General features: G+C 67.3%; 26 protein-coding genes and 1 tRNA gene. 11 read left to right on the top strand and 16 right to left on the bottom strand.

The genetic code is table 11. From position 1 onward, the window contains the following. Positions 1-59 precede the first annotated feature (59 nt). Positions 60-899, top strand: a complete 840-nt coding sequence (locus tag ACZ5IK_RS00205) for a helix-turn-helix transcriptional regulator (RefSeq protein WP_465485880.1) — start codon at positions 60-62, stop codon at positions 897-899. Positions 900-908: 9 nt separating this feature from the next. After that, positions 909-1,502, top strand: a complete 594-nt coding sequence (locus tag ACZ5IK_RS00200) for a hypothetical protein (protein ID WP_465485879.1) — start codon at positions 909-911, stop codon at positions 1,500-1,502. On the opposite strand, the gene ACZ5IK_RS00195 is transcribed toward ACZ5IK_RS00200, so the two are convergent. Beyond that, positions 1,495-2,388 (bottom strand): ANTAR domain-containing protein, encoded by an 894-nt coding sequence (locus tag ACZ5IK_RS00195; protein ID WP_465485878.1) that lies wholly within the window; start codon positions 2,386-2,388, stop codon positions 1,495-1,497. The two genes, ACZ5IK_RS00200 and ACZ5IK_RS00195, sit on opposite strands and share 8 nt — an antisense overlap. A 142-nt stretch (positions 2,389-2,530) precedes the next feature. Here ACZ5IK_RS00195 and ACZ5IK_RS00190 point away from each other — a divergent pair, with 142 nt between their 5' ends. Beyond that, positions 2,531-3,292, top strand: coding sequence for an ANTAR domain-containing protein (locus ACZ5IK_RS00190; RefSeq protein WP_465485877.1), 762 nt, complete (start codon positions 2,531-2,533; stop codon positions 3,290-3,292). A 1-nt stretch (position 3,293) separates the two neighbouring features. On the opposite strand, the gene ACZ5IK_RS00185 is transcribed toward ACZ5IK_RS00190, so the two are convergent. The 3 genes from ACZ5IK_RS00185 to ACZ5IK_RS00175 are packed head-to-tail and all read right to left on the bottom strand — an operon-like array spanning position 3,294 to position 6,135. Next, positions 3,294-5,144: a CheR family methyltransferase gene (locus ACZ5IK_RS00185; RefSeq protein WP_465485876.1), complete on the bottom strand. Its 1,851-nt coding sequence runs from the start codon at positions 5,142-5,144 to the stop codon at positions 3,294-3,296. Then, complete coding sequence (locus tag ACZ5IK_RS00180) at positions 5,141-5,746, bottom strand: chemotaxis protein CheB (protein WP_465485875.1); 606 nt, start codon at positions 5,744-5,746, stop codon at positions 5,141-5,143. The genes ACZ5IK_RS00185 and ACZ5IK_RS00180 overlap by 4 nt, the downstream gene beginning before the upstream one ends. A 23-nt stretch (positions 5,747-5,769) precedes the next feature. After that, positions 5,770-6,135 carry a hypothetical protein gene (locus ACZ5IK_RS00175; protein WP_465485874.1) on the bottom strand — a complete coding sequence of 122 codons (366 nt, stop codon included), beginning with the start codon at positions 6,133-6,135 and terminating at the stop codon, positions 5,770-5,772. 245 nt (positions 6,136-6,380) lie between these two features. On the opposite strand from ACZ5IK_RS00175, the gene leuA reads away from it, so the two are divergent. Then, positions 6,381-8,138 carry a 2-isopropylmalate synthase gene (gene leuA / locus ACZ5IK_RS00170; RefSeq protein ID WP_465485873.1) on the top strand — a complete coding sequence of 586 codons (1,758 nt, stop codon included), beginning with the start codon at positions 6,381-6,383 and terminating at the stop codon, positions 8,136-8,138. A 90-nt stretch (positions 8,139-8,228) separates the two neighbouring features. On the opposite strand, the gene ACZ5IK_RS00165 is transcribed toward leuA, so the two are convergent. Then, on the bottom strand, positions 8,229-8,855 hold the full coding sequence (locus ACZ5IK_RS00165; RefSeq protein ID WP_465485872.1) for a peroxiredoxin-like family protein: 627 nt from the start codon (positions 8,853-8,855) through the stop codon (positions 8,229-8,231). Positions 8,856-8,913: 58 nt separating this feature from the next. Between ACZ5IK_RS00165 and ACZ5IK_RS00160 the strand changes: the two genes are divergently transcribed. Next, positions 8,914-9,519 carry a TetR/AcrR family transcriptional regulator gene (locus ACZ5IK_RS00160; protein ID WP_465485871.1) on the top strand — a complete coding sequence of 202 codons (606 nt, stop codon included), beginning with the start codon at positions 8,914-8,916 and terminating at the stop codon, positions 9,517-9,519. Here the strand turns inward: ACZ5IK_RS00160 and ACZ5IK_RS00155 are convergent. Then, a complete protein-coding gene (locus ACZ5IK_RS00155) occupies positions 9,476-10,414 on the bottom strand; it encodes a LysR family transcriptional regulator (protein WP_101611178.1) in 939 nt (312 codons plus the stop codon). The two genes, ACZ5IK_RS00160 and ACZ5IK_RS00155, sit on opposite strands and share 44 nt — an antisense overlap. A gap of 87 nt (positions 10,415-10,501) precedes the next feature. Between ACZ5IK_RS00155 and ACZ5IK_RS00150 the strand changes: the two genes are divergently transcribed. Continuing rightward, positions 10,502-11,425: an EamA family transporter gene (locus ACZ5IK_RS00150; protein WP_465485870.1), complete on the top strand. Its 924-nt coding sequence runs from the start codon at positions 10,502-10,504 to the stop codon at positions 11,423-11,425. Here ACZ5IK_RS00150 and erm read toward each other — a convergent pair. Continuing rightward, positions 11,328-12,074 (bottom strand): 23S ribosomal RNA methyltransferase Erm, encoded by a 747-nt coding sequence (erm, locus tag ACZ5IK_RS00145; RefSeq protein WP_465485869.1) that lies wholly within the window; start codon positions 12,072-12,074, stop codon positions 11,328-11,330. The two genes, ACZ5IK_RS00150 and erm, sit on opposite strands and share 98 nt — an antisense overlap. 181 nt (positions 12,075-12,255) lie before the next feature. After that, complete coding sequence (locus ACZ5IK_RS00140) at positions 12,256-12,954, bottom strand: SDR family oxidoreductase (RefSeq protein ID WP_465485868.1); 699 nt, start codon at positions 12,952-12,954, stop codon at positions 12,256-12,258. Positions 12,955-13,041: 87 nt separating this feature from the next. Here ACZ5IK_RS00140 and ACZ5IK_RS00135 point away from each other — a divergent pair, with 87 nt between their 5' ends. Then, positions 13,042-13,605 carry a CGNR zinc finger domain-containing protein gene (locus tag ACZ5IK_RS00135; RefSeq protein ID WP_465485867.1) on the top strand — a complete coding sequence of 188 codons (564 nt, stop codon included), beginning with the start codon at positions 13,042-13,044 and terminating at the stop codon, positions 13,603-13,605. Here ACZ5IK_RS00135 and ACZ5IK_RS00130 read toward each other — a convergent pair. The 8 genes from ACZ5IK_RS00130 to ACZ5IK_RS00095 all read right to left on the bottom strand — a co-directional run bounded on the left by ACZ5IK_RS00130 (position 13,598) and on the right by ACZ5IK_RS00095 (position 22,989). After that, a complete protein-coding gene (locus ACZ5IK_RS00130; protein WP_465485866.1) occupies positions 13,598-14,239 on the bottom strand; it encodes an SDR family oxidoreductase in 642 nt (213 codons plus the stop codon). The genes ACZ5IK_RS00135 and ACZ5IK_RS00130 overlap by 8 nt on opposite strands. Positions 14,240-14,380: 141 nt before the next feature. Then, positions 14,381-15,499 carry an ABC transporter ATP-binding protein gene (locus ACZ5IK_RS00125; RefSeq protein ID WP_465485865.1) on the bottom strand — a complete coding sequence of 373 codons (1,119 nt, stop codon included), beginning with the start codon at positions 15,497-15,499 and terminating at the stop codon, positions 14,381-14,383. Further along, a complete protein-coding gene (locus ACZ5IK_RS00120; RefSeq protein ID WP_465485864.1) occupies positions 15,496-16,491 on the bottom strand; it encodes an ABC transporter ATP-binding protein in 996 nt (331 codons plus the stop codon). Before ACZ5IK_RS00120 ends, ACZ5IK_RS00125 begins: the two co-directional genes overlap by 4 nt. A gap of 6 nt (positions 16,492-16,497) precedes the next feature. Further along, positions 16,498-17,433: an ABC transporter permease gene (locus ACZ5IK_RS00115; RefSeq protein ID WP_465485863.1), complete on the bottom strand. Its 936-nt coding sequence runs from the start codon at positions 17,431-17,433 to the stop codon at positions 16,498-16,500. Continuing rightward, a complete protein-coding gene (locus ACZ5IK_RS00110) occupies positions 17,430-18,431 on the bottom strand; it encodes an ABC transporter permease (RefSeq protein WP_465485862.1) in 1,002 nt (333 codons plus the stop codon). Before ACZ5IK_RS00110 ends, ACZ5IK_RS00115 begins: the two co-directional genes overlap by 4 nt. Before the next feature lie 85 nt (positions 18,432-18,516). Beyond that, positions 18,517-20,190 carry an ABC transporter substrate-binding protein gene (locus ACZ5IK_RS00105; protein ID WP_465485861.1) on the bottom strand — a complete coding sequence of 558 codons (1,674 nt, stop codon included), beginning with the start codon at positions 20,188-20,190 and terminating at the stop codon, positions 18,517-18,519. A 605-nt stretch (positions 20,191-20,795) separates the two neighbouring features. Next, complete coding sequence (locus ACZ5IK_RS00100) at positions 20,796-21,713, bottom strand: cation diffusion facilitator family transporter (RefSeq protein WP_465485860.1); 918 nt, start codon at positions 21,711-21,713, stop codon at positions 20,796-20,798. A gap of 151 nt (positions 21,714-21,864) precedes the next feature. Next, complete coding sequence (locus ACZ5IK_RS00095) at positions 21,865-22,989, bottom strand: epoxide hydrolase family protein (protein ID WP_465485859.1); 1,125 nt, start codon at positions 22,987-22,989, stop codon at positions 21,865-21,867. Between the two features lie 46 nt (positions 22,990-23,035). Between ACZ5IK_RS00095 and ACZ5IK_RS00090 the strand changes: the two genes are divergently transcribed. From ACZ5IK_RS00090 to ACZ5IK_RS00075, 4 genes are all read left to right on the top strand, one after another. Beyond that, positions 23,036-23,473 carry a MarR family winged helix-turn-helix transcriptional regulator gene (locus tag ACZ5IK_RS00090; RefSeq protein ID WP_465485858.1) on the top strand — a complete coding sequence of 146 codons (438 nt, stop codon included), beginning with the start codon at positions 23,036-23,038 and terminating at the stop codon, positions 23,471-23,473. A 65-nt stretch (positions 23,474-23,538) separates the two neighbouring features. After that, positions 23,539-23,611: transfer RNA gene (locus ACZ5IK_RS00085), tRNA-Arg, on the top strand. A gap of 504 nt (positions 23,612-24,115) precedes the next feature. Then, entirely contained in the window at positions 24,116-25,084 is a 969-nt protein-coding gene (locus ACZ5IK_RS00080; RefSeq protein ID WP_465485857.1) for a ParB/RepB/Spo0J family partition protein, read from the top strand. Between the two features lie 334 nt (positions 25,085-25,418). Further along, positions 25,419-25,682, top strand: a complete 264-nt coding sequence (locus ACZ5IK_RS00075; protein ID WP_101610278.1) for an acyl carrier protein — start codon at positions 25,419-25,421, stop codon at positions 25,680-25,682. The last annotated feature ends 61 nt before the right edge of the window (positions 25,683-25,743 follow it).

Genomic DNA, 25,743 nt, shown 5'->3' with positions numbered 1-25,743 from the left:
CCGTGGGTACACCCAGCGGGTACACCCACGCGGCCGCGCGAAAACCTAGGCTCGGGGTCATGGAAAGCCTCGGCGTGTACCTCAAGAGCCGTCGTGACCGGGTGACTCCCGCCGACGTCGGCCTGCGCACCTACGGCACCTCGCGTCGCGTGCCCGGCCTGCGCCGCGAGGAACTCGCCCAGCTCGCCGGAGTGAGCGCCGGGTACTACACGCGGCTCGAACAAGGACTGGCCGAAACCGCTTCACGGCAGGTGCTCGACGCGCTCGCCCGCGCGCTCCGGCTCGACGACGTCGAGATCGGCCACCTGCATAACCTCGCGCGGCAGACCGCGCTGCCGAAGTTGTCCGACCCCGGGCCGGAGGATCCGCACCCCCGGGTCCTCGCGCTGCTGGAGAACCTCGGCGAGGCCGTGCCCGCGCTCGTTTTCGGCCGTCGCGGCGACGTTCTCGCGTGGAACCACGCCGGGCACACGCTCATGGCCGAGCACCTCGACTTCGACGCGCCGGGCGATCCGGACCGGCGGCCGTCCCTCCCGCGCCTGTTCTTCCTCGACCCGCTCACCCGCGACCTGCACCGCAACCGCGCCGAACTCGCGCCCATCCACGTCGCCTACCTGCGGCTCACCGCCGGCCGCTACCCCACGGACGCCCGTCTCGCCGGGCTCATCGGCGAACTTTCGATGCGCAGCGACGAGTTCGCGACGCTCTGGGCGACCGGTGACGTCGCCGACTGCACCGTCGGCGCCATGCACCTCCGGCATCCGACGGTCGGCGCGGTGAGCGTCGACTACCAGGTGTGGCTCCAGCCCGACAGTCCCGACCACCGGCTCGAGATCTACACGCCGAAGGACCCGGGCTCCGCCGACGCGCTGAAGATCCTGACCCAATTCGATCGCTAACCTGGGGTCATGGGGGCTTTACGCAGTCTCGTCCGCAACGAATCACGCACGTTGAAAGGCCTCTGGCTGTATCTGAGAGGCCGCAAGGACGGAGTCACCGAGGACGCCGTGGCGGTGCCGTACGGCTCCGACGGCAAACCGATCTTCATCGTTCTCGCCGTGGTGAGCGCCTTCGAAGCGGGTCTTTTCTGGCTACTCGACTTCGGCCTGGTCGTCGACCTGCTGCTGCTCGTTCTGGGCGTGTATTCGGCACTACTGGTCTTCGGCGTCTACGCGGGCACCGTGGTCAGGCCTCACGTGATTTCTTCTCATGAGGTGCGAGTGCGCTACAGCTCTTTCTACGACGTGAGAATCCCGAGAGAAAATATCGTCAGCCTGCGGCACTCGAAGGAAAGCCACGATCCCGCCAAAGCGAAGGCGTTCCGCGACGGAACCTGGCTCAGCCACGACAATTCCTACGAGACGAACCTCGTCGCGGAACTGCGGGAGCCGATCACGGTGACCCGGCCGCTGGGGAAGACCGAGTCCGTCCGCGTCGTGAAGTTCACCGCGGACGACCCGAAGGCCGCCGTCGAGGCATACGAAAGGCTCGGCGTCAGCTGAGCCGGTACGTCCTGTCCACGATGGCGCGGGCGAGTTCGGTGAGGCTCTCGTTCCGCGCGAAGGCGTGGGCACGGATGAGAGCCAGCGCGTCGGTCGCCGAGCAGTCGTGGGTGGCCATCACCACCCCGGTGGCCTGGTGTGCCACGACGCAGACGTCGACGTCGCCGAACAGCGGATGCACCGGAAGGCCGTCGTCACCGTCGAGCCGTACGTCCGGGTCCAACGCGGTGGTGGTCAGCACTTCGGCGAGCATCCCCACCGATCGGGCCACCTCGGCGTCCGGCGCGGGCTCGGACCGGTACGCGGTGAGGCTGCCCATCGGCGCCCCGTCCAGGCCCAGATGCGCCGAAACCACCGACCTGACCCCGATTTCCCGCGCCGCGGACCCGAAGTGGGGCCACCGGCTCACGAGTTCCGGCTCGCCACAGACGCCGGGTTTCAGCGGTATTCCCCGTGAAGGCCCTTCGCCGAGGCTGTATTCGAGGTCGTGCGCCTTGGCCGCGATGGGATCGGACACCACGACCGACGCCTCGCTCCCGTCCGTCGTGAACAGGGCCACCGCCAGACTCCGGATACCGGACGACTCGGCGACCGCCGCCATGAACGCCGGGGGCAGGACCGAAGGTCCCCGCGGCCGGTCCGCCCAGCTCCCGACGGCGTCGAGATAACCCGCGTGCAGGTCCACCGCGGCCTGGTGCCTTCGCTCGGTGGCGCGGTGCAGTTCCGCCATCCGCAGGTGGAAGGACCGCATCGACGCGGAGGCCGTCTCCACCAGGCGTTCGTGCCGCCGGGCCACGGTCGCCGCGCGCTCCGCCCGCCCGCGCTCGGTTTCGATCAGCCCGCGCAGGGCCGGCGGGTCGTATCGACCACCCGTGCCGTCCCACATGGGCTGAGCCTACGCCCGCGTGGGGCCCACAGAAGTGACCCGAACGGCTGAGCCTCCACGGGTTCCCCGTCATCCATCGCCGGACTAGCGTTGTTTCCTCAGCGCCCTCGACACTGCAAGTCCGCAGGAAGGCCGGATTCTGATGCAGAATCGCGAAAGATGGGTCGCCGACACGTTGGTGGAGCTGGCCGACACTTTGGCACCCGCACTCGACCCGAAGAACTATTGGCTCTGTGTAGCCAACCGCTACGCGCAACTGGTCGCCTCGTCAGCTGTCCGGCTGGCCGCGACAGGCGACCGCGCCGACCGGCCGATCGTGGTGTGCACCGACGAACGGCTCGAACATCCGCCATTCGGTGATGTCCTCGCCGAGGAAGGCCCCGGTATCGACTGCCATGACGACGATGAGCCGATCGTCAATGTGCTCCTCGACGAAGCGGAGGCACGCTGGAGCCGGCTGGCCCCGGCCGCCCTCGAGCTCGGCTTCCGATTGGTGCACGTGTTCCCGTTCAGCCGGCGCGAAAACGTCCTCGGCGAGGTCACGATCCTGACCACGGAAACCTCGCCACTGCCGGTGGCCGACCTGCGGATCGCGATCGCTTTCGCCGACGCGGCGGCGATCGGCATGCTCAACCACCGTGCGATCGCCGGCCTGACCAGGACCTCCGAGCAACTGCAGGGAGCACTGGACAGCCGGGTGATCATCGAGCAGGCGAAGGGCCTGGTCTCCGCGCGGCTGGAAATCGACCCGACCGACGCGTTCCTCGTGTTACGCCACTACGCGCGCGGCCACAACCGCCGCATCAGCGACCTTTGCGAACAGCTGGTCAGCCGTCGCATGACGGTGTCCGATCTCGTGGGCTCGGTCCCCAAACGCGCGCCGCGACCGGGTGGCAGGCGCTGACTCAGTCGGCCGTTCGCTTCTCCGTCATCAAGACGACTCCGCCGCCCGGCCCGCTCAACGGCGAGCAGTTGACCGAGGCGACCAGCGGCCTGCCTTTCCGGTCCACCGCGTCGATCTCGACCTGGGCGGCCCGCTGCCCGGTCTCGTTGCAGAGTTCGACGACGTCGCGGAACCCGGTGGTCGGCAGGCCGAAGTCGAGGGTGAAGAACTCCTCCAGATAGACCTCTCCGGCCCGCAGGCCCCACAGTTCCTCGGCGCCGCGGTTCCAGCTGCGCACCCGGAGATCGCCGTCCAGTACGACCACCCCGGCCGCGACGCTCGACAGCACGCCTTCGAAGAACATGCGCGTCTCGTCGAGTTCCGCGGTGCGGATGCGCATCTCCTCGTTCATCGTCTCGAGTTCCTCGTTGCCCGACTGGAGTTCCTCGTTGGTGGTCTCTAGTTCTTCGTTCGTGGACTGGAGTTCCTCGTTCGTCGTCTCGAGTTCCTCGATGCTCGACTGGAGTTCCTCGTTGACCGTTTCGAGTTCGGCGTTGGTCGATTGGAGCTCCGCGTAAGCCGTGGCCAGGTCTTCCTGCACGCGCTTCACTTCGTGCTGCAGCCTGGTGGCCTCGGTGGTGTCGACGAACGTGATCGCCACACCGATGTCCTCACCTTCGATGGTGAGGAGAGGCCGGACGATGATGTCGAAGTACTGCGTCTCCTCGCCGTTCTTCTTCCGTCGCACGGAATCGACCCGGACGCTGCGGCGATCACTGTGCGCCTGGTCGATGACGGAGCGGAGCTCGATCGGCCGGTACGAGATCTCGAGATCGTGGAACGGCCTGCCCACGTCGTGGGAGGAAAGCCCGAACTGCAACCTCGCCGAGCCGTTGATCAAGGCGACCGTGCCGTCACGTTCGATGCCCAGTACCGAATCAGGCGAGGACGCCAAGGCCAGTTCGCTCACGTGACGCCTTCGATTGGCGTCCCGCACCCCCGCTCCGGCCCGGACGTCGAAGCGCGGGGGCCTCACGGTGGTACCGCCCGTCCGTAGTTTGAACACCCTGTTCCGGATATCCGCGACGTCGAACCGGACACCGTCGGAAAGCAGCATTTCGGCCTTTCCGAGCAGCAGGTGGCCACCTTCGTTGAGCGCGAAATGGAAGCGTTCGATGATCTTCGCCTGGGCTTCGACGTTGAAATACATCAAGGTGTTGCGGCAGGCGAGCAGGTCGACGCGGGAAATGGGGGCGTCGCGCGTGATGTCGTGCCTGCCGAAGATCACCCGGCGGCGAAGATCGCGCCGGAACGCGAACAGATTTCCACTCTGCTCGAAATACTTCACCCTCATCTGTTCGGGCAGCCGCTCCAGCGCCCTCGAGGAATACAGGCCCGTCCTCGCTTCACGCAGGGCTTCTTCGTCGACGTCGGTCCCGTAGATCTTGACCCGCTGGGTGCTCTCCTCGATGCCGAGATTCTCCGCGAAGATCATCGCGAGGGAGTAGGCCTCCTCGCCACTCGAACACCCCGCGCTCCAGATCCGGATCTCGTCGGTGGCGGCCACCTTGGCGACGAGTTCGGGCACGACGGTCTTCTGGAGGAAGGTCCACGCTTCGGGATCCCGGAAGAAGCTGGTGACGTTGATCAAAATGGTGTTGAAGAGTTCCGGGAACTCTTCGGCGTTGAGCTCCAGGAAATCCCGGTACTCGGTGTATCCGGCGATCTTCACGGTCTGCATCCGCTTTTGGATCCGGCGGGCCAGTGAAGTCCGTTTGTAGCCGGTGAAATCGAAACCGCGGGAGTCCCTGATGAAGGTCAGCAGGACCTCGAGTTCCTCACCGTGGTCGATTTCGCCTTCCGGCGTGCTCATAACGTCCTCGTTCCCTCGACCAGACCGACGAGCGCACCGGCGATTTCGGCCAGCGGGAGCACCAGATCGACCGATACGGACTTCGTCACGGCCTGGGGCATGCCCTTGAATTCGGCGGTTTCCGGATCCTCTGAGACAACGGTACCGCCCCGCGACTTCACCACCCCGGCCCCCGCCGCGCCATCGGAACCCGTCCCGGTCAGCACACAGACAAGCGCGGACACCCCGTAGACGGCCGCGACGGATTCGAAGAGCAGATCAGCCGACGGCCGGACGAATTTCACCCTGTCCACCGCGGACAGGCTGAGCCTGCCGCCGGGATTCACCAGCAGATGACGATCCGGCGGCGCGAGGTAGACGACGCCCGGCCCGATGACGTCGTCCGGCTCGGCCAGCTTGATCCTCAGACCGGACCGGCGGTCGAGGATGTCGGCGAGGATGGTGTCGTGGCGCGGGTCGAGGTGCTGGACGATGACCAAGGGCACCGGAAAGCCGGCGGGCAGAGCGCCGAGCACTTCGAGCAGTGCCTTGACTCCGCCCGCCGAAGATCCGATGGCGACGATCTCGTATGCCGCCGCCTGCGGACGGCTGGGGCTGAGCATCTTCCGAGCGTAGTGCTCAGAAGCTAGGCGGAACCGCCCACGCGCCGGATGATCTTGGCGAGAATCCCGGTGACCACCATCCAGAAGACCGCGGCGATGCCGTAGTTGATCAGCACCCGGAGCTTGGCGTCCTCGGGCATGAAGAGGTCCTTGAAGCCCAGCAGCAGCCCTTCGGCCCAGCCGCGGACGAACGACACGATGCCGTTGTCCGGGTTCGCCTCGCCGATCACGAAGACGACGTGCAGCACCAGGATGGCGGCGAAGATCAGGCCGACCCAGCGGACGACGCTCGCCAGTATGCCGGCGGCGCGACCGCCGCCCGCACGCCAGTCGACCTTGCGCCTGGTCTTCTGATCTGCGGTTTCCTTCTCTTCAGCGTGCTCGCCCATGCCGGGCAGTGTGGCACGCCGCCTGGTCCGATTGCTACCCGTGAGTAACCCGAATGGGCGCCCCTGGCGGTCACGGTTCGATCGCGGCCCGGGTTTCCTTTCGGGAGATCTCGCGGTTAAGGTGGCGTCGTGGCTCGAGCTCTCCTGCTTCGCTGCCGCGACGGGGCCTGATCTGACCGGCTCCCCGTCGCGGGGCTTCGTGGTGCCGGTCGTCGCACCCGATTCTTCAGGAGAACCGTCCCCTCATGAGCATCCGTAAGCCCACGCGCCCGGCCCCTTCCGAGCAGGCCCCGTGGAACACCCAGCGCGGCACTTCGATGCCCGTTCATCGCTATCGCCCCTGGTCCGAGCTGGTCGAAGACATCGTTCTGCCCGACCGCACCTGGCCGGACAAGCGCATCGACACCGCGCCGCTGTGGTGCGCGGTCGACCTGCGCGACGGCAACCAGGCCCTGATCGACCCGATGTCGCCCGCGCGGAAGCGCAAGTTCTTCGACCTGCTGGTCCGCATGGGCTACAAGGAGATCGAGGTCGGCTTCCCGGCGGCGTCGCAGACCGACTTCGACTTCGTCCGCGAGATCATCGACGAGGGCGCCATCCCGGACGACGTCAGCATCCAGGTGCTGACCCAGTGCCGGCCGGAGCTGATCGAGCGCACCTTCAAGGCACTCGAAGGGGCGCCTCGCGCGATCGTCCACATCTACAACTCGACGTCGATCCTGCAGCGCCGCGTGGTGTTCCGCGAGGAGCGCATCGGCATCACGAAGATCGCTTCGCAGGCGGCCGAGCTGGTCGTCGACTACGCGGCGAAGCAGCCGGACACCGACTTCCGCTTCCAGTACTCGCCGGAGTCCTACACCGGCACCGAGCTGTCCTACGCGCTCGAGGTCTGCAACACGGTCACCGAGATCTGGCAGCCGACGCCGGAGAAGCCGGTCATCCTGAACCTGCCCGCCACCGTCGAGATGGCTTCGCCGAACATCTACGCCGACTCGATCGAGTGGATGCACCGCAACCTGGAGCGCCGTGATTCGGTGATCCTGTCGCTGCACCCGCACAACGACCGCGGCACCGGCATCGCCGCCGCCGAACTGGGCTTCCAGGCCGGCGCGGACCGGATCGAAGGCTGCCTGTTCGGCAACGGCGAGCGCACCGGCAACGTCGACCTGGTCGCGCTGGGCATGAACCTCTACAGCCAGGGCGTCGACCCGCAGATCGACTTCTCCGACATGGACGAGATCAAGCGGACCGTCGAATACTGCAACCAGCTGCCGGTGCACGAACGCAGCCCGTGGGCGGGCGACCTGGTGTTCACCGCGTTCTCCGGCAGCCACCAGGACGCGATCAACAAAGGTCTCGACGCGCTGAAGGCCGCCGCCGACAAGGCGGGGACGCCGGTCGACGAGCACCCGTGGGAGGTCCCGTACCTGCCGATCGACCCGAAGGACATCGGCCGCAACTACGAGGCCGTGATCCGGGTGAACTCGCAGTCCGGCAAGGGCGGCGTCGCCTACATCATGAAGGCCGAGCACCAGCTCGACCTGCCGCGGCGCCTGCAGATCGAGTTTTCGAAGGTCGTCCAGCGCCACACCGACACCGAGGGCGGCGAGGTCGACCCGACCACGATGTGGAACGCGTTCTCGGCCGAGTACCTGGAGCTGAAGACGCCGCTGGAGCTGGTACGCCAGCACGTCAGGGACAACGGCGACGGCGAGTACGACATCACCGCCACCGTGCGGGTCGAGGGTGACGAGCACGAGGTCACCGGACGCGGGAACGGGCCGATCGCGGCCTTCTTCGACTCGCTGTCGACGGTCGGGTTCGACCTGCGGCTGCTGGACTACAGCGAGCACACGCTCTCGCCGGGCGACGACGCCCGGGCGGCGTCGTACATCGAGTGCGCGATCTCCGACCGGGTGTACTGGGGCATCGGCATCGACCCGTCGATCGTGACCGCCTCGCTGCGGGCCGTCGTCTCGGCGGTGAACCGGGCGAACCGCTAACGCTCAACTGAAGGGGCCCTTCACCGCATGCGACGCGGTGAAGGGCCCTTTCGCTGCGTCTGATGCGGGGAAAGGGCCCTTCAGCCGCTTCTACAGCGCCTTGACCGCGGCCAGGATGTCGGCCGGGTCGGTGCGGGTGGTGTAGTCCGGGTGGACGTCGATGAACCGGATGACGCCTTCGCGGTCCACGACCAGGACGGTCGGATACGGCAGCTCCCACTCCGCCGCCCCGTTGATCTTCTCGACGTCGCCGATGAGTGTGTCGAAAGCCGGCTTCGTCTCCGGGGCCAGCCGGAACGTGATGCCGAGCGCGCGCCCGAGCTCATTGTCCACATCGGACAGAACGGTGAACTCGAGATCCTTCGTGGACAACGAGTCGTCCGGGAGCTGCGGGCTGACCGCGATCAGCTTCACCCCCAGATCTTCCAGCTCCGGCAAGACTTCCCGCTGATACGTGCGCAGCGCCAGATTGCAGTACGGGCACCATGCGCCGCGGTAGAACACCACGACTGCGGGCCCGTCCCTGACCGGCACCCTGCCGCCGCTCGCGTCCGGCAGCGTGAGATCCGGCATCGCCGTTCCCGGCTTCGCGGCCGTCTCCGCGACCATCCCGACGAACGTCGCGCGGTCGGCCTTGAGCACCTCGGCGATCTCGGTCGGAACATGGCTCGCGACGGAGCCCCGCAGCTCGGCGAGGTCGGTGTTGAGATCCCCCATCATCGGCTCCCTGGGTTGTACTGATTGGTACAGTGCAGCCGACTGTACTATTCGGTACATGGATGGTCAACCGGCGAAAACACCTCGCGGACGGCTGACGCGGGACGCGATCGTCGACGCGGCGGCGGAGCTGATGTACGTCAACGGCGTCGCCGGGACGAGTGTCGACAAGGTGCTCGCGGCGAGCGGGGCCGGGAAATCGCAGATGTACCACTACTTCAAGAACAAGGAACAGCTCGTCGAAGCGGTCATCGCGCGCTTCCTGGAGAACATCCTCGGCAACCAGCCGACGATCTTCGCGCTGCACGGCTGGGCCGACTTCGAGCAGTGGGCACAGGAGATCCTCGCCATCCAGACCACTCCCAAGGGACCGATCCCCTGCCCGCTCGGCAACCTCGCCGGCGAACTCGGGGACGACCCGAAGATCGCGCCACTGCTGGACAAGGCATACCGCGAGTGGGAATCACATCTCGAAAACGGCCTGAAATCCTTGCGGGATCAGGGAAAGCTTGCCGATGACGCCGACACGGCGAGGCTCGCCCAGACAGCGATGGCGTGCGTCCAGGGCGGCCTGTTGATGGCCCACCTGCGGCACGACGTCACCCCGATCGAGGACGCGCTCAAGCTCGCGCTGGACCACCTGCGGAGTCACGCTCGCCCGTGAGCGCGGCGACCTCGTCCGCGAGCGCGTCGAGGATCTTCGCCACGGCGGGCCGCGAAGACGCGCCGAGCCGGCAGACGGCCTCCACATGCCGCGCCGCCTTGATCCCGGCCAGCGGGCGGCAGACCAGGCCACTGCCCCGCCGGGTGTCCATTGTGTACCGGGGCAGCAGCGCGATCCCGTGCCCGGCGGCGACGAGCCGTTCGGTGATGCGGAAGTCGTTGATGCGCTGGACGACCTGCGGGCGCACACCGGTGCGGATGATCAGCGACTGGAGGATGTCGTCCACCGGGAACCCGGCGTTGACGCTGATCCAGCGTTCGTCGGCCAGTTCGGCGAGTTCGATGCGGCGCCGTTTCGCGAGCCGATGCCCGACGGGGAGCGCGACGTCGAGCGGTTCGCGCAGCAGATGCCGCGTCTCCAGCCGTTCCGAGCCGAGCGACGGCGCGTGCTCGTCCCGGTGCGCCACCACGATGTCGTAGTCCGCGACGAGCCCGGGAACCTCCGGTGGCGTCATGTCGACGTCGCGCACGATGACGTCCAGCCCTTCGAATTCCGCCGTCCGGCGCAGCAGCCCGGGGAGCAGCATCAGCCCGGCCGACTGGAAGATCGCCACCCGGACCCGGCCGCGCGGGGCCCGGCGGTAAGTGTCCAATTCGGACTCCGCGCGGTCGAGCGCGGCGAGCACGTCGTCCGCGCGGGCGACCAGCGCGCGGCCGGCGTCGGTCAGCCGGAGCCCCCGGCCGGCCGGTTCCGTCAGCGCGAGCCCGACGTCGCTCTGCAGGGCGCGGAGTTGCTGGGATACCGCGGACGGCGTGCAGTGCAGCGCCTTCGCGGCCGCCGTCACGCTGCCGCGATCGGCGAACTCCCGCAGGGTCCGCAACCGGCCGATGTCCATACCGCCAGCATATGTGAAGCAAAACTGAACGGTCACTGAAAATATTAGCGCTTGTCCTTCACGATATGCCCCCGTAAGAGTGAAGGCATGCCCGCTCGCGACCGTTTGCTCGCCCTGCTCGTCGTCGTCCTGTGGGGCTGCAACTTCCTCGCCATCCACGCCACCCTCGGGCAGTTCCCTCCCGTCTTCGCCGGCGGGCTGCGCTTCGCGGTCATCGCGATCCCGACCATCCTGTTCGTGCCCTGGCCGAAGGTGAAGATCCGCCACCTGCTCGGCTACGGGCTCGGCTTCGGCACCGGGCAGTTCGCGTTCCTCTTCATCGCGATGGACACCGGCATGCCGACCGGCCTCGCGTCACTGGTGCTGCAGGCTTCGGCCCCGTTCACCGTCCTGCTCGGCGCCGTCTTCCTGCGGGAACGCGTCTCCGGACGGCAGCTCGCCGGGATACTGCTCGCCGTCGCCGGGATGGCGACGATCGCCTGGCAGCAGGCCGGGAACGCCGCCCTGCTGCCGGTGATCCTGACCCTGCTCGGCGCGCTGAGCTGGGCTTTCGGGAACCTGAGCACGCGGCAGGCGGCACCGGACAACCCGCTGAACTTCGTCCTCTGGATGTCCGTGGTGCCGCCGCTGCCGATGTTCGCGCTGTCGCTGGCGATGGAAGGCCCGGCGGAGATCGGCCACTCGCTGAGCACGCTCGGCACTCCCACCGGGCTGATCGGCCTCGGCGGCCTTGCCTACGTCGTGGTGTTCGGCACGATCATCGGCTCCGGGATCTGGACGTCGCTGATGCGCCGCAACCCGGCGGGCGTGGTCGCGCCGTTCTCCCTGCTGGTGCCGGTGGTCGGGCTGTCGATGGCGTTCCTCGTGCTCGACGAGCGGCCGACGCTGCTCGAAGTCGTCGCGGCGGCCGTCGTCATCGGCGGGGTGCTGTTCGGTTCGACCAAGCGCCGCGTGCGCGAGCCGGACTTCCTCGCCGAAGCCGAAACACCTCAGCCCACTGGTGTGCGGTGAGGCTCTTGGGCAGCGCACCCGACGCGATTTCCCTGCCGTTCCCGGTGAACACCCGCCGTACGAAGTCCTGGTAGCGCTCACGATCCGCGTCGTCGACGAGCGGACGGTCGCGGCGGGTCATGGTCAGCAGGCCGCCGTCGACGCCGGGCCGGGGACGGAACGCCGCCGCGGGGACCCGTCCGGCCAGCCCGAAGTCGAACCACGGCCACCACTGCGCGGTCATCATGGTCGCGCCCCCGACCCCTGCCCGGCGGCGCGCCACCTCCCACTGCACGAGCAGCACGGCGTCGGTCCAGCCAGGCGCGGCGAGGACGTGGCGAAGCGTCGCGGTGGTCAGATGGAACGGCAGGTTGCCGACCAGGACGCAGGGCGTCTTCGGCAGGGGGAACCGCAGGAAGTCCGCGGTGACGATCTCCGTGGACGGCCCGACGCGGCCCGCCAGCCGGACGGCACGGCGGTCGTCGATTTCGACGCCCGTCAGCGGCCTGCCGAGCCGTTCCAGCGGCAGGGTGAGCGCGCCGTCGCCCGTGCCGAATTCGATGATCGGCCCGTCGGTTCCGGCGACGAGCTCTACCAGGTTCGCGATGGTTTTCCGGTCGATGAGGAAGTTCTGGCCGAGCTCATGACGGCCAGGACGATGTGTGCGCAAGGGGTCTCCGCGGCTTCAAGGTGAGCCGGGCAGCCTGGAGCAGGCCCGGCGATGACTCGCTCGGGCGGCGGTTCCTTGCTGGACGCGGGGATCCGCCGCTAGGCGCGGCGGGTCCTGGTGAAGGCGGAAGCACACATGGCGGCGAAGTTACCTGGGCGGGAGCGCCTCCGCCAGCGGTTTTCTAGGCACCGATCCGGCTGGTGCCGAGGTGTTCGACCGGCCCGGACAGCGCGGCCTTCACGCGGCGGGTGACGTCGTCGGTGAGCACCTCGGTCTCGCCCTTTTCGAGGCCGTCGACGACCAGCCGGGCGACGTCGCGCGGGTCGTTCTTCTCGACCTCGAGGCCCTGGGTCATGTCGGTGTCGGTGTAGCCGAGGTGAACGCCGACGACCTGCGTGCCCTGCTCGGCGAACTCGATCCGGAGCGAATTGGTGATCGACCAGAACGCGGCTTTCGACGCGCCGTACGAACCCGAACCCGCGGCCCACGACAGGACGGAATGGACGTCGACCAGCGCGCCGCCGTCCTTGAGCTGCGGCGCAAACGCTTGCGCGATGCGCAGCGCGCCGAAGACGTTCGTCTCGAAGACCGGGCGGTGCGCGTCGACGGGCTCGGTCAGCAGCGATCCGAGGCCGAGGACACCTGCGTTGTTGAAGACGATCGTGGCGTCGCCCGCCTTCTCGATCAGCGCGCGGACGGACTCCGCGTCGGTGACGTCGAGCGGGAGCGGGACGATCCGCGGATCGGTCTCCTCGCGCGGCGTCCTGGCGGTCGCGTAGACCTTGGCGGCGCCGCGGTCGAGCAGTTCGGCGACGAACGCCTTGCCGAGCCCGCGCTGCCCGCCGGTCACCAGGACGACGGCACCCTCGATGGTGGTCATGACTTGCTCCCTTGACAGAAGTGTTCTGCTTTTGCCTCTGTCGTCAGCATGGAGGCGCGCAGCGACAGAGTCAAGTACGCTTGACCTATGTCATGGACCGCGACGGACCGGTACCGGTTGCGCACCGCCCCCTCGGGGCTGGCGCTCGTTCAGGACTTCCTCAACACGAAGGCGATCAAGACGCACGGCCTCGACCTGCTGGGCGACGCCGACTTGGCGCGGCCCTGGGCCGGCGAAGCGCTGGCGGAATGGTCGCGGACCCGGGACGCCGAAGTGCCCGAGATCACGCTGGGCTCAGGCGACCTTCGCGCGCTTCGGGACCTGCGGGAGTCGTTCGTTTCGCTCTTGGACGGCGACGACGCGGCCGTCGAGAAGCCGATCAAGGCCGATCTGGCGCTGAGGGACGGCGTCGTCCGGCTGTTCCCGTCGGGCACCGGACGGCACTGGCTCGCTTCGGCACTGTGGACGGAGACGCTGCTCGCGCAGCAGTCCGGGATCTGGCCGCGGCTGAAACTGTGCCGCCTCGACGGCTGCCGCTCGGCGTTCTACGACGTCTCGCGCAACAACAGCGGGGTCTGGCACGACGTGAAGACCTGCGGGAACGTCGCGAACCTGCGGGCGTCGCGGGAGCGGAAGAAAGCGCTCAGCTGAACGAGGACAGGGCCGACGGGATCGGGATGTCGCCGCCGATGACGTCGAACCCCTGGTTCTCGGCCAACGGTTCCTCGAGGGTCGCGACCATGACGGCGGCGACGTCGGCACGGGAGACGCGGCCCGGTTCGAGGTGACCGGCGATCTTGACGTGCCCGCTGGGCGGATCGTCGGTGAGCGTGCCGGGACGGACGATCGTCCAGTTCAGACTGGAGCGGCGGAGGATGCTGTCGGAGATCTGCTTCGCCATCAGGATCGAGCGCACCAGGCGATCGCCCTGATCGGGCGAATCCGCGAACTGCGCGGAAAGCTGCACGAACCGCGCGACACCCGCCTTCTCCGCGGCGCGGATCGCGGTGATCACGCCGTCGCGGTCGACGAGGTCGACCGACGCCTGATCCGGATCGGGCGCGCCGATCGCGCTGATCACCACCTCGGAACCGGCGAGGGCCTCGACGAGGTCGTCCGCGTCGGCGGTGACGTCCGCGACCACGGTTTCGGCGCCGAGCCCGGCGACCTCCTCGGCCCGGCGACGGCTGCGCAAGCCCGCCCGCACCCGATGTCCCCGCCCCCGCAGAAGCCGGACCACGTGAATCCCCGTCCGCCCCGACGCACCCAGCACTGTGACCCGCATGACACCGAGTCTGCCTGATGGCGGCGGCCCGTGCCTGGTCACGCGAGGGTCGTGCGTGGCGGTCCCCCATGCTAGGAAAGGCCCGTTACTGGCAAAATTTGCCAGTAACGGGCCTTTCCTAGCGTCCGGTGACCCGAAGACCTACAGGATCTCGGCCGCCGAGCCGACGTCCGGCAGGCCGCCGATGTCGGGGTTCAGGTCCCCGGACTCGACGAGTTCCGCCTTGACCTCGTGCGGCCGGATCCGGCCGTCACGGATGTCCTCCGCGTAGTGGCAGGCCACCCGGTGCCCGGCGCCGATCTCCCGCAACTGCGGGCGGTCGGTGTCGCACAGGCTCTGCTGCTTCCACGGGCACCGCGTGTGGAACCGGCACCCGGACGGCGGCCGCGCCGGCGAGGGCAGGTCGCCCGCGAGCAGGATCTGCTCCCGGCTGTCCTCCACCTCCGGGTCCGGCACGGGGATCGCCGAGAGCAGCGCCCGCGTGTACGGGTGCAGCGGGTTCTCGTACAGCGCGTCGGCGTCGGCCTCTTCGACCAGCGAGCCGAGGTACATCACGCCGATGCGGTCGGAGATGTGCCGCACCACCGCGAGGTCGTGCGCGATCACCAGGTAGGTGAGCCCGAGCTTCTGCTGCAGGTCTTCCAGGAGGTTGATCACCTGCGCCTGCACCGAGACGTCCAGCGCGGACACCGGTTCGTCGGCGACGATCAGGTCCGGCTCGACGGCGAGCGCCCGCGCGATGCCGATGCGCTGGCGCTGACCACCGGAGAACTCGTGCGGGTACTTCCGCAGCGCGGACTCGGGAAGCCCGACGGCGGACAGGAGTTCGCGCAGCCGCTTGGCCGTCGCTTCCTTGTCCTTGTCGAGGCCGTGCGCCTTCATGCCCTCCCGCAGAATGGATTCCACCGACTGCCGGGGGTCCAAAGAGGACATCGGGTCCTGGAACACCATCTGCATCCGGCGGCGGGCCTTGCGCAGCGCCTCGCCCTTGAGCCCGGCGACGTCCGTCCCGTCGAAGACGACGTTGCCGTTCGTCAGCTCGGTCAGCCGGAGGATCGCCCTGCCCAAAGTGGACTTGCCACATCCGGATTCGCCGACCAGGCCGTAGGTTTCACCCTTGCGGATGGCCAGGTCGACACCGTCGACGGCGTACACGTGCCCGACCGTCTTGTCGAAGACGATGCCGCGCTTGATCGGGAAGTGCACCTTGAGGTCGTTGACCTCGAGCAGCACTTCCTGCTGCGGAACCACTGAGGTCATCGTGCCCCTCCTCGTGCGGCCACGGCCGGGATCACCGGGTTGTGGCAGCGCAGCAGCCCACCGCGATCGGGGGTCAGCTGCGGTGAAACCTCCCGGCACACGCCGAGAGCGTTCGGGCAGCGGGGCGCGAAGGCGCAACCGCCGACCCACGGGATGTTGTCGGAGACGGATCCCTTGATGGGAATCAGTTTCTCGCCGCGGCCCGCGTCGAGACGCGGGATCGAGGCGAGCAGGCCGTGCGTGTACGGATGCCGCGGCTCGGCGAACAGCGCGTGCCGTTCGGCGCGCTCGACGATCTTGCCGCCGTAGAGCACGTTGACCTCGTCGCAGAGACCGGCGACGACCCCGAGGTCGTGCGTGATCATGATCAGCGCGGTTCCGGTGTCCTGCACCAGTTCCCGCAGCAGCGCGAGGATCTGCGCCTGGATCGTCACGTCGAGCGCGGTGGTCGGCTCGTCGGCGATGAGCAGCCGCGGACGGCACGCCAGCGCGATCGCGATCAGCGCGCGCTGCCGCATCCCGCCGGAAAGCTGGTGCGGGTACTCGGAAAGCCGCCTCGACGGGTCGGGGATGCCGACCTTGTCCAGCAGTTCCGCCGCTTCCACCGACGCCACCTTGCGCGACATCCCGCGGTGCCGCTCCAGCACCTCGGTGATCTGCAGGCCGATCGGGATGACCGGGTTCAGCGAGGACAGCGGGTCCTGGAAGACCATGCCGAGGTCGCGACCCCGGCGGTCCCGCATTTCCTTGTCCGACAGGCGAAGCAGATCCGCGCCTTCGAACGACACCGAACCGCTGACGTGGTTGCCGCGTTTCGCGAGCAGCCGCATGATCGCCAGTGACGTCACGGACTTGCCACAGCCGGACTCGCCGACGAGGCCGACCGTCTGGCCGGGTTCGACGTCGAAACTGACCTCGTCCACCGCGGTGAACGGCTTCTCACCGCGCCGCTGGAAAACGACCTTGAGGTCGCGTACTTCGAGGAGGGCCATCAGAAATCACCGCCTGTTCTTCGGATCGAGGGCTTCCCGCAAGGACTCGCCGAGCAGCGTGAACCCGAGCGCGACGATGATGATCGCGATGGCCGGGTAATACGCCAGCTCGGGGCGGATGTCGAGGAACTGCCGAGCACTGCGGCTCAGCATGATTCCCCATTCCGCCCGGTTCGGGTCCGGGTCACCGAGACCGAGGAACGACAGCGCCGCGGCCTCGAGGATCGCGGTCGCCAGCGTCAGCGTGGCCTGCACGATGAGCGGGCCGAGTGAGTTGGGCAGCATGTGCCGCAACACGATCGCCCCGCGTTTGACGCCGAGCGACGTCGCCGCGAGCACGTGGTCGCTGTTTCTCTGCGCGAGCATCGAACCGCGCAGCAATCGCGCGAAGATCGGCACGCCGACCATCGACACCGCCACGATCACGGTCCACTGGCTCGGCTTCTCGAACAGCGCGGCGACCGAGATCGCCAGCAGCAGCGACGGCACCGACAGCATGACGTCGACGAGGCGCATCAGCACCGTGTCGACCCAGCCGCCGAACGCGCCGGCGAGCCCGCCGATGATCATGCCGACCACGACGCCGATGACCGTCGCGAGCACACCGACCATCAGCGTGTTCTGCGCGCCGACCAGCAGCCGCGAAAGGTAGTCGCGGCCGAAGTCGTCGACACCGAGCGGGAAACCGGCCTGTGCGCCGGGGATGATGCCCTGCCCGAGGATGACCTCGCTCTGCAGGTACCGCTCGTAGGGGTCCTTCGGCGCGATGAACGGCGCCAGAATCGCCAGCAGCAGGAAAAGTCCGGTGATCACGCCGCCGGTGATCGCCACCGGGCTCCGCAGCATCCGGCGGATCGCCTCGCCACCGAGGCTGTGCCCCTTCGCCGACGTCGCGGCGAGCTTGTCGATCGGCTCTTTCTTCTTGTTCAGCAATGTGTTCATCGGACACGCACCCTCGGGTCGATGAGCCCGTACGAGACGTCGACCAGCATGTTCACCAGCACGTAGACCAGCGCGCCGAACAGCAGCAGCGCCTGCAGCCGCGGGTAGTCACGCCGTTCGATGCCTTCGGCGAGCAGGAAGCCGAGGCCGCGGAAGTTGAACACCCGTTCGGTCAGCACGGCGCCACCGAGCAGCGCGCCGGTCTGCAGGCCGATGACGGTGACCACCGGCAGCAGGCCGTTGCGAAGCACGTGGCGTCGCCGGACGACCGGCTGGGTGAGGCCCTTCGAATTGGCGGTGCGGATGAAGTCCTCGTTCATCACGTCCAGCACCGACGCGCGGGTGATCCGGACGATCACCGCGAGCGGGATGGTGGCGAGCGCGAACGCGGGCAGGATCAAGTGGGTGATCGCGTCCCAGGCGGCGTCCCATTCCTGGGTGATGATGCCGTCGAAGACCGCGAAACCGGTGACGGTGGTGGCGTCGAGCCCGGCCATCTGACGGCCCTGCGACGGAAGTCCCAGCGGCGCGGCCAGCGCGTCCTGCATCATGTAGCCGAGGAAGAACACCGGCACGGCGACGCCGATCAGCGAGAACACGATGATGACGTTGTCGACCACCCCGCCGTGGAAGCGGGCGGACAGGTAGCCGAACGGGATGCCGAGCCCCACCGCGATGAGCATCGCGCAGAAGCCGAGCTCGAGGGTGGCGGGGAGGAAGTTCCCGATCTCCGACATGACCGGCTGGGCGGAGACCAGCGAGTTGCCGAAGTCGCCGGTGATGGCCCGGCCGAGGAACTTGAAATACTGGACGAAAATCGGATCGTCGAGGCCGAGGAGCTTGTTCAGGTCGGCGATCTTCTCCGGGGTCGCCTTGTCACCCAGCAGGGCGCCGGCGGGGCCACCGGGCAGTGACCGGAGCCAGGCGAAGATCAAAATGGACAGGATCAAGAGCGTCGGTATCGCTTGTAGCAGCCGACGCACGAGAAAACGGAGCACGTGCGTTCCTTTGTTGCCAGCCCGGGAATGGGCCGAAGGGGGTGGGTGCGGTAGCACCCACCCCCTGCGACTCAGTGGTAGTGGATCAGTTGACCGTGACGGTGTAGAAGCGCTCGTCGGTCAGCGGGCTGGCGACCAGGCCCTTCACCTTCGGGCCGACGACGATCGCCGGGGGACCGTAGGAGATCGGGATGGCGGGCAGGTACTCCATGATCTTCTGGTTCACTTCCTGGTACGCCTTGGTGTGCGCCTCACCGGCGGGCGCGGCGTCCGCGGCCGAGATGGCCGAGAACAGCTCCGGGTTGCTGAAGCCGAACTCCGGCTTCTCGCGGCCGAAGAAGGTACCCACGAAGTTACCGGCGTCGTTGTAGTCACCGGTCCAGCCGAGCAGGTGCACGTCCTGCTTGCCCGCCTTCTGGACGTCGTCCTTGTAGCCACCGTTCCACGGCTTGGCGATCGGCTCGACCTTGATGCCCATGGCCTTCATGTCCTCGGACAGCGAGGTGAAGATGTCGGCCGGGTTCGGCATGTACGGCCGGGTGACCTCGGTCGGGTAGTAGAACTTCAGCGTCATGCCCTCGGCGCCGGCTGCCTTCAGCAGGTCCTTCGCCTTCTGAAGGTCGTAGTCGTACTTGGTGACGTTGTCGTTGTAGCCGTCGATCGCCTTCGGCACGAACTGCGTCGCGGTCTCGGCGCCCTCGGGGAGCTTCGACTTCACGAACTGCGCACGGTTGAGGCCGTAGGCCAGCGCCTTGCGGACGTTGGGGTCCTTCAGCTTCGGGTTGTTCTTCTGGTTGATGCCCAGATACAGGATGTTGAACGACGGGCGGATGAGCACCTGCTCGCCGTCGTTGCGCAGCAGGCCGTAGTCCGCGGGCGACGGGTAGTCGTAGCCCTGGATGTCGCCGGCCTTCAGCGCCTGCTTGCGGGCGTTCTCGTCCGGGATGACCTTGAAGACCAGCTTGTCGAGCTTGGCCGTCTGGGTCGGGGAGTCGGTCGCCTTCGACAGCGTGATCTCACCCTTGGCCTGGTCCCAGCTGTCGAACTTGAACGGGCCGGTGCCGGTCGGGTGCTGCAGCGCGTACTCGGGGTAGGAGAACGAGTCACCGCTCTGGGTGACGTTGTCCGCGTTGTACTTCTTCAGCGCGTCCGGGCTCTGGATGGAGAACGACGGCAGCGTGAAGGCCGCCGGGAAGGCGCCCTTGGCCTTGTTCAGGTTCAGGATCGCGGTCGACTCGTCCTTGGCCTGGCAGTCCTTGAACACCGGGGCGCCGGAAGCGTCACCCTCGTTCTTGGCGAAGCCCTCGAAGACGTCGCCGTAGTAGATCATCTGGCTCTGGGCGGCGGCGCCCTTCATGTTGAACATGCGGTTGAAGTTGAAGCAGACCGCTTCGGCGTTGAACGGGGTGCCGTCGTGGAACTTGACGCCCTTCTTCAGCGAGAAGGTCCAAGTCTTGCCTTCGTTGCTGCCTTCCCACTTCTCCGCGAGGCCGGGCTCGAGATCAGCCGTGCCCGGCTTGTTCATGATCAGCGTGTCCATCATCTGGCGGATGATGCGGAAGGTCTCACCGTCGTCGTTGAAGAGCGGGTCGAAAGTCTTCGGGTTACCGGCGGCGCCGAAGACCATGGTGCCTCCTGAACCACCCCCTGCGCCTTCTTCACGCTTCGAATCGGCACAGGCGGAAATGGAGACCGCGAGTGCGCCGGCAAGCCCGATCAGGGCCACACGGCGTGCTCGGGTCACCCGCAGTTGCTGCATCTGGCACCCCTTGAGGAGAATTTCGGTGTTTTAGTCACCGTCCGGTCGGTCGGAAACTCGAACTCCGCGGACGATCGGTGTGCCCGCCGACACTAGCGGGAACTCGGCCCGCACTTAAGCACGCGAGGTTACGATCGCGCTACACGAAGACCAATACGACCGCAAAGTGTCGGCAATTCCGGACGGAGCGTAATCAATTCAGCACCACTAACGCGCAGAGTGCCGGGTCACTAACACAAATGGGTGTCCACCACTAGGCTCAATGGTTCACTGACAGAAGTGGACATCGTCGGACATCGTGGTGGGGGTTTGGGGGGGGGGGGGGGGGGTTTGGCCCCCCCCCCCCCCCCCCCCCCCCCCCCCTCGACCGCGCCACCGCTGCCACTTCACCTTCGCCCTGGTCTCGCGCAGGCCGGACGTCGATACCCCGAGACGTGTCCCTTAAGGACAGTCGAGGGAGCGTCAGGGCATCCTGGCGACCCTGCTCCCGCCCATCGACCCTGCTGCGCCACCTTTGGCTTACGCGTTTCGTCCTCTAGTTGCGGTAGTTGGCTTCACGAACTACCGCAACTAGAGGACGAAACGCGTTGTGGGGGCGGGGGGGGTTACCAGGAGAGTTCCCGGCACCGTTGCGCGCACTGGGGCACTTCTATCTGCAGCGTCGCGTGCTCGATCGAGTAGCGATCGGCCAGGAGGTTCTGGGCCTCGGTCAGGACCGCGGCCTGCTCGACGGTCGGCGCGATGGTGAGATGCGCCGAAGCGACCTCCATCCCCGAAGTCAGCGTCCAGACGTGCAGGTCGTGGACGTCCTCGACGCCCTTCAGCTCGCCGAGTTCGGCCTGGATCCCGGCGACGTCGACCCCCTTCGGCGCGTGCTGGAACAGGATCCGCAGCGCACGGCGGGCGAGGGCGTAGGTGCGGGGCAGGACGAACAGGCCGATCGCGACACCGATGATCGGGTCGGCGTAGCGCCAGCCGGTCAGCAGCGTGATCGCGCCGCTCAGCAGCACCCCGACGGAGCCGATGAGGTCGGCGAGGACTTCGAGGTACGCGCCCCGGACGTTGATGCTCTCCTCGGCGCCCTTGCGCAGGATCAGGAACGAGACGATGTTCGCGACCAGGCCCGCGGCCGCGGCCAGCAGCACCGGCAGGCCGGGTACGACGGGCGGGTCGCTGATCCGGCCGACGGCCTCGACCAGGACGTAGCCCGCGACGCCGAACAACAGGATGGCGTTGCCCAGCGCCGCGAGCACTTCGGCCCGGTAGAAACCGAACGTGCGGGTGAGCGTCGGGCCGCTGCGCCGGGCGAGCATGATCGCCGCCAGCGCCATGCCGACCCCGAGGACGTCGGTGAACATGTGCGCGGCGTCGGAGATCAACGCGAGCGAGCCGGTGGCGAACCCGACGATGAACTCCATGACCATGAAGCCGGCGCCGATGACCAGGGCGATCGTCAGGCTCTTGAGGTAGCGGCCTGACGCGCTCGACGGCGAGGCCGTCCCATGCCCGTGCCCGTGACCCATTGCTCCGCCTCTCGTGAAGTCGACAGGCCGAATATATTGTCACATGCGCATATGTGCAATACAGGTGAGCCTAAGTTCACCATGTCTTAAGCCACACAAGGAAGCCATCCCCCAGGAGGGCCTTCCCGAAACCTGATACCGACACGGACCGCTACCGAAGCGACCGGAAGAACCCCCGCAACTGGCCGACGAAGGCCTCGGGCTGCTCGAACGCGGCGAAGTGGCCGCCCTTGGGCAGCACCTCGTACCAGCGAAGATCGGTGTAGCGCAGCTCCGCCCAGCGCCGTGAGGGTCGGATGATCTCGCGCGGGAAGATCGAGATACCCGAAGGAACCTCAATCGCCGAGAGGTCCCGCTCCTTGCTCTCCCAGTAGATCCGCGCCGACGAAGCGGCCGTCCCGGTGAACCAGTAGACGGAGATCGCGTCGAGCATCTGCCGCCAGGACAGCGCGGTCTCCGGCGAACCGTCGTTGTCGGTCCACTCCCAGAACTTCTCAGCGATCCAGGCCGCCTGCGCCACCGGCGAGTCGGTGAGCCCGTAGCCGACCGTCTGCGGGCGCGTGGCCTGCTGCTGCGAGTACGCGGCCCCGGCCTTCTGGAACCGGATCAGGTCACCGATCGCGGCCTTCTCCTCGGCCGTCGGTTCACCCAGCCTGGCCTCGTCGTACGGGACGCCCGCCATGTTGACGTGGACGGCGATCAACCGCTCCGGCGCGACCTTGGCGAGCATGTTCGTGACCCCGGCACCCCAGTCGCCACCCTGCGCGGCATAGCGCTCGTAGCCGAGCTGGCCCATCAGCTCGTCCCACGCCCGCGCGATGCGCTCGACGTTCCAGCCCGTCCCGGACGGCTTGTCGCTCCAGCCGAACCCGGGCAGCGACGGCGCCACGACGTGGAACGCGTCCGCGGGGTCGCCCCCGTGCGCGGCGGGGTCGGTCAGCGGGCCGAGCACGTCGAGGAACTCGACCACCGAACCCGGCCAGCCGTGCGTGAGCACGAGCGGCGTCGCGTCCGGCTCCGGCGACCGGACGTGCAGGAAGTGGATACCGAGACCGTCCACGGTGGTTTTGAAACCCGGGAAGGCGTTGACGCGGCCGGCCAGGCCGAAGTCGTAGTCCTCCGCCCAGTGGCGGCACAGCTCCCGCGCGAACTCCAGCGGGACACCCTGGGTCCAGTCGTCCACAGTGGCCGGCTCGGGCCAGCGCGTGGCGCCCAGCCTGGTCCGTAGATCGGCGATGGCGGATTCGGGGATCCCCACCTCGTAAGGTTCGATCACGACAGCCTCCCCAGTTCGTTGGTGACACCAACGCTACGCTGTCCCGATGAGCACCGCCCCCGTCCGGCTCCGCACCAAGGCCAGCTGGCTGGTCAACCAGGCCGCCACCGTGGCCCACCGGCTCGCCCTGGACGAGTTCGCCCGCAGCGGCGCCCGCCGGTACCACTACGGGATCCTCGCGGCCATCGACGAGAACGGCCCGTCGAGCCAGGCCACCTTGAGCCGCGCCACCGGAATCGACCGCAGCGACGTCGTCGCCGTCATCAACGAACTCGCCGACGCGGACTACGTCGAACGCTCCCCCGACCCGGCCGACGGCAGGCGCAACCTGATCACCCTCACCGGCACGGGCACGAGACGGCTCGATCACCTGGAAGAGCTGGTCAGAGAGACTCAGGACGTCTTCCTCGCGCCACTGGAACCCGCCGAACGGGAGCAGCTGACCCGGCTCCTGGCCCGCGTCGTGGACCATCACCACGGCTAACGACCACCGCGCGCGAGGCCCCCGGACGGGATGCGCTAAGCTTTCGGAGTCGCCCAGGCGGCAACGCCCTCGTAGCTCAGGGGATAGAGCACTGCCCTCCGGAGGCAGGTGTCGCAGGTTCGAATCCTGCCGAGGGCACACAGTCTGTTCACCGATCGCCCGGTGCGTACCGGATCGGACACTCACCAAGCGTGCTATGAAAGGCCCGTTACTTGCAAATTTTGCAAGTAACGGGCCTTTCATAGCATCGGTGACCCACCGGAGAATGGGCGCATAAACGAACTTCCGGTTCGTCCGCGCAATACAAAAGCTTCACTCTCGGTATCCCGAATACCTCTCAGGAATACCGAGAGTCCCGAATCAGCCCCCAGCCCGCGATCTCCTGTGCACGGCACATCTTCGATCCAGGCTGCCCGCAAGGCGCACTCCCGTCAAGCGACCCCCTTGGACAGCGTCGTCACCACCGCACAAAGGCCGACATGCCAGGTAAACCGGCAGCGGCCCGGTTGCGACTCACGGCCCTTGACAAGTTCACACACCGGCTCGAATGATGGAAAAGGTTTGACATGATCCAAGTGCTCTGGGGGCTAGAAGATGTTGAACTGGCACAAGGAAAAACAGGCAGACAGTCCACAGATCCCCGTGGCCAGGCGGGAAAGTGACTGGACAGCGGCCTCGGATCCAGCGCTCGGCGAGGTCGTCGAAGTGCCGCTGGACGCGTTGTCGGCGGAAAGCTCACCACGGGCGGCGGGAGTGGATCTCGCCTACGCACGAATACTCGCGGAGACGGACAACCCGCTCCCCCCGATTCTCGTGCACCGTCCCACGATGCGGGTGATCGACGGAACGCACCGGTTGCAGGCGGCCAAGATCAAGAAGGCCACCGCGATCACCGTGCGGTTCTTCGACGGGGACGAGCAAGCCGCCTTCATCCTCGCCGTGAAGTCGAACATCGCACACGGATTGCCGCTTTCCCTCGCTGATCGCAAGACCGCCGCGTGCCGGATCCTCGGGCTGCGCCCCCAGTGGTCCGACCGCGCCATCGCGGCGGTCACGGGCCTGTCCCACAAGACGGTCGGCCGGTTGCGCCGTTCGACTGGGGAAGTTCCCCAGTCGAACGCCCACGTCGGTCGTGACGGCCGCGTCCGCGCGCTGGATCCGACGCAGGGCCGCCGTCGCGCGCACGAGCTGCTCGCGAGCAACCCGTCCGCCTCCATCCGGGAAATCGCGCGCAGCGCGGGGGTTTCCCTCGCGACGGCGCACGACGTGCGGCATCGGCACCGCCACACCGAAACGTCCTCCCCCGCGACGCCGCGGGAAGTGAGCCCGGCACGGCCCCCGGCGAGACCACGCTCCGCCGACCCCCACCCCCAGACCACCGCCGATCAAGCGGCGGTGGAGCGGCTCCGGTCGGATCCCACCATTCGCTACACCGAGGCCGGGCGCACCCTGGTGCGCTTGCTGGACGGCCATCTCAACGACCGGGACGAGTGGGATCAGGTCGCCAGGAACATACCCGAACACCGGCTCGAATTGATCTCCGAGCTCGCCAAGACCCGCGCCGAAGACTGGCGTCAATTCGCGGCGCTGATTCAGAAACGCCAGCGCTGAAATAGCTTCATACGTATCGAAAACTCCTGGGCGGAGCGACGTCGAGACGTCGCTCACCAGGAGTTTTTCTTGTCATATGGCACTTTCCGGCCAATCATGCAGAAGTCGACGGGTCCGCACAGTGTTGCGAACCGTGGCCTATTCGGGACACAATAGTGTCAACCCGCCCGCATGCACGGACGCCACGCTGGGGTGACTTTCGCTGCCGTGAATCACGGGGCAAGTGATCAACTCAAACCACCGGTTTACTTTTCGCCGTACTCACCCGCGGTAGAACCGGAATTCCGAACTCGTCTACCCGCGCCCATCGGCGCGGATCAGCATAAGGGGACACATGAGCGCAGAAGAGGCACGGTCGGAACTACGTCAGCAGATCTTTTCCCTGCTGTCCGAGGTCGCGGGCGGTGTTCTGGAAAACCAGACCATCGAGGCGGACACGGAGTTCCCCGAGACGGGTATGAGCTCCATCGAGTACCTGGCGCTCATCGAGAAGATCGAGACGAAGCTCGACGTGTTCATCGACCTCGAAGAGAACGAGGATCTGACCACAGTGGACAAGTTCTGCGACTACCTGCTGGAACAGGTGCCCGCCGGCTGAGAAACGACCGTCGCCCGCCGATCACGATCGCCCCCGGACAAAGAATCAAGAGGTTTTCGGA

It is taken from the genome of Amycolatopsis sp. NPDC031561 (assembly GCF_055580625.1).
The sequence above is the reverse complement of the archived record's forward strand: the minus strand, read 5'-3'. Positions and strand labels throughout refer to the sequence as shown.

What these genes read in the sequence shown, in the direction of transcription:
- ACZ5IK_RS00075 (WP_101610278.1), top strand. Translation starts at nt 25,419, where the DNA reads ATGAGCGCAGAAGAGGCACGGTCGGAACTACGTCAGCAGATCTTTTCC.
- ACZ5IK_RS00135 (WP_465485867.1), top strand. Translation starts at nt 13,042, where the DNA reads ATGTCATGGACCGCGACGGACCGGTACCGGTTGCGCACCGCCCCCTCG.
- ACZ5IK_RS00130 (WP_465485866.1), bottom strand. Translation starts at nt 14,239, where the DNA reads ATGCGGGTCACAGTGCTGGGTGCGTCGGGGCGGACGGGGATTCACGTG.
- leuA (WP_465485873.1), top strand. Translation starts at nt 6,381, where the DNA reads ATGAGCATCCGTAAGCCCACGCGCCCGGCCCCTTCCGAGCAGGCCCCG.
- ACZ5IK_RS00155 (WP_101611178.1), bottom strand. Translation starts at nt 10,414, where the DNA reads ATGGACATCGGCCGGTTGCGGACCCTGCGGGAGTTCGCCGATCGCGGC.
- ACZ5IK_RS00180 (WP_465485875.1), bottom strand. Translation starts at nt 5,746, where the DNA reads ATGCTCAGCCCCAGCCGTCCGCAGGCGGCGGCATACGAGATCGTCGCC.
- ACZ5IK_RS00190 (WP_465485877.1), top strand. Translation starts at nt 2,531, where the DNA reads ATGCAGAATCGCGAAAGATGGGTCGCCGACACGTTGGTGGAGCTGGCC.
- ACZ5IK_RS00165 (WP_465485872.1), bottom strand. Translation starts at nt 8,855, where the DNA reads ATGGGGGATCTCAACACCGACCTCGCCGAGCTGCGGGGCTCCGTCGCG.
- ACZ5IK_RS00100 (WP_465485860.1), bottom strand. Translation starts at nt 21,713, where the DNA reads ATGGGTCACGGGCACGGGCATGGGACGGCCTCGCCGTCGAGCGCGTCA.
- ACZ5IK_RS00125 (WP_465485865.1), bottom strand. Translation starts at nt 15,499, where the DNA reads ATGACCTCAGTGGTTCCGCAGCAGGAAGTGCTGCTCGAGGTCAACGAC.
- ACZ5IK_RS00105 (WP_465485861.1), bottom strand. Translation starts at nt 20,190, where the DNA reads ATGCAGCAACTGCGGGTGACCCGAGCACGCCGTGTGGCCCTGATCGGG.
- ACZ5IK_RS00195 (WP_465485878.1), bottom strand. Translation starts at nt 2,388, where the DNA reads ATGTGGGACGGCACGGGTGGTCGATACGACCCGCCGGCCCTGCGCGGG.
- ACZ5IK_RS00200 (WP_465485879.1), top strand. Translation starts at nt 909, where the DNA reads ATGGGGGCTTTACGCAGTCTCGTCCGCAACGAATCACGCACGTTGAAA.
- ACZ5IK_RS00140 (WP_465485868.1), bottom strand. Translation starts at nt 12,954, where the DNA reads ATGACCACCATCGAGGGTGCCGTCGTCCTGGTGACCGGCGGGCAGCGC.
- ACZ5IK_RS00150 (WP_465485870.1), top strand. Translation starts at nt 10,502, where the DNA reads ATGCCCGCTCGCGACCGTTTGCTCGCCCTGCTCGTCGTCGTCCTGTGG.
- ACZ5IK_RS00115 (WP_465485863.1), bottom strand. Translation starts at nt 17,433, where the DNA reads ATGAACACATTGCTGAACAAGAAGAAAGAGCCGATCGACAAGCTCGCC.
- ACZ5IK_RS00160 (WP_465485871.1), top strand. Translation starts at nt 8,914, where the DNA reads ATGGATGGTCAACCGGCGAAAACACCTCGCGGACGGCTGACGCGGGAC.
- ACZ5IK_RS00120 (WP_465485864.1), bottom strand. Translation starts at nt 16,491, where the DNA reads ATGGCCCTCCTCGAAGTACGCGACCTCAAGGTCGTTTTCCAGCGGCGC.
- ACZ5IK_RS00090 (WP_465485858.1), top strand. Translation starts at nt 23,036, where the DNA reads ATGAGCACCGCCCCCGTCCGGCTCCGCACCAAGGCCAGCTGGCTGGTC.
- ACZ5IK_RS00175 (WP_465485874.1), bottom strand. Translation starts at nt 6,135, where the DNA reads ATGGGCGAGCACGCTGAAGAGAAGGAAACCGCAGATCAGAAGACCAGG.
- ACZ5IK_RS00185 (WP_465485876.1), bottom strand. Translation starts at nt 5,144, where the DNA reads ATGAGCACGCCGGAAGGCGAAATCGACCACGGTGAGGAACTCGAGGTC.
- ACZ5IK_RS00205 (WP_465485880.1), top strand. Translation starts at nt 60, where the DNA reads ATGGAAAGCCTCGGCGTGTACCTCAAGAGCCGTCGTGACCGGGTGACT.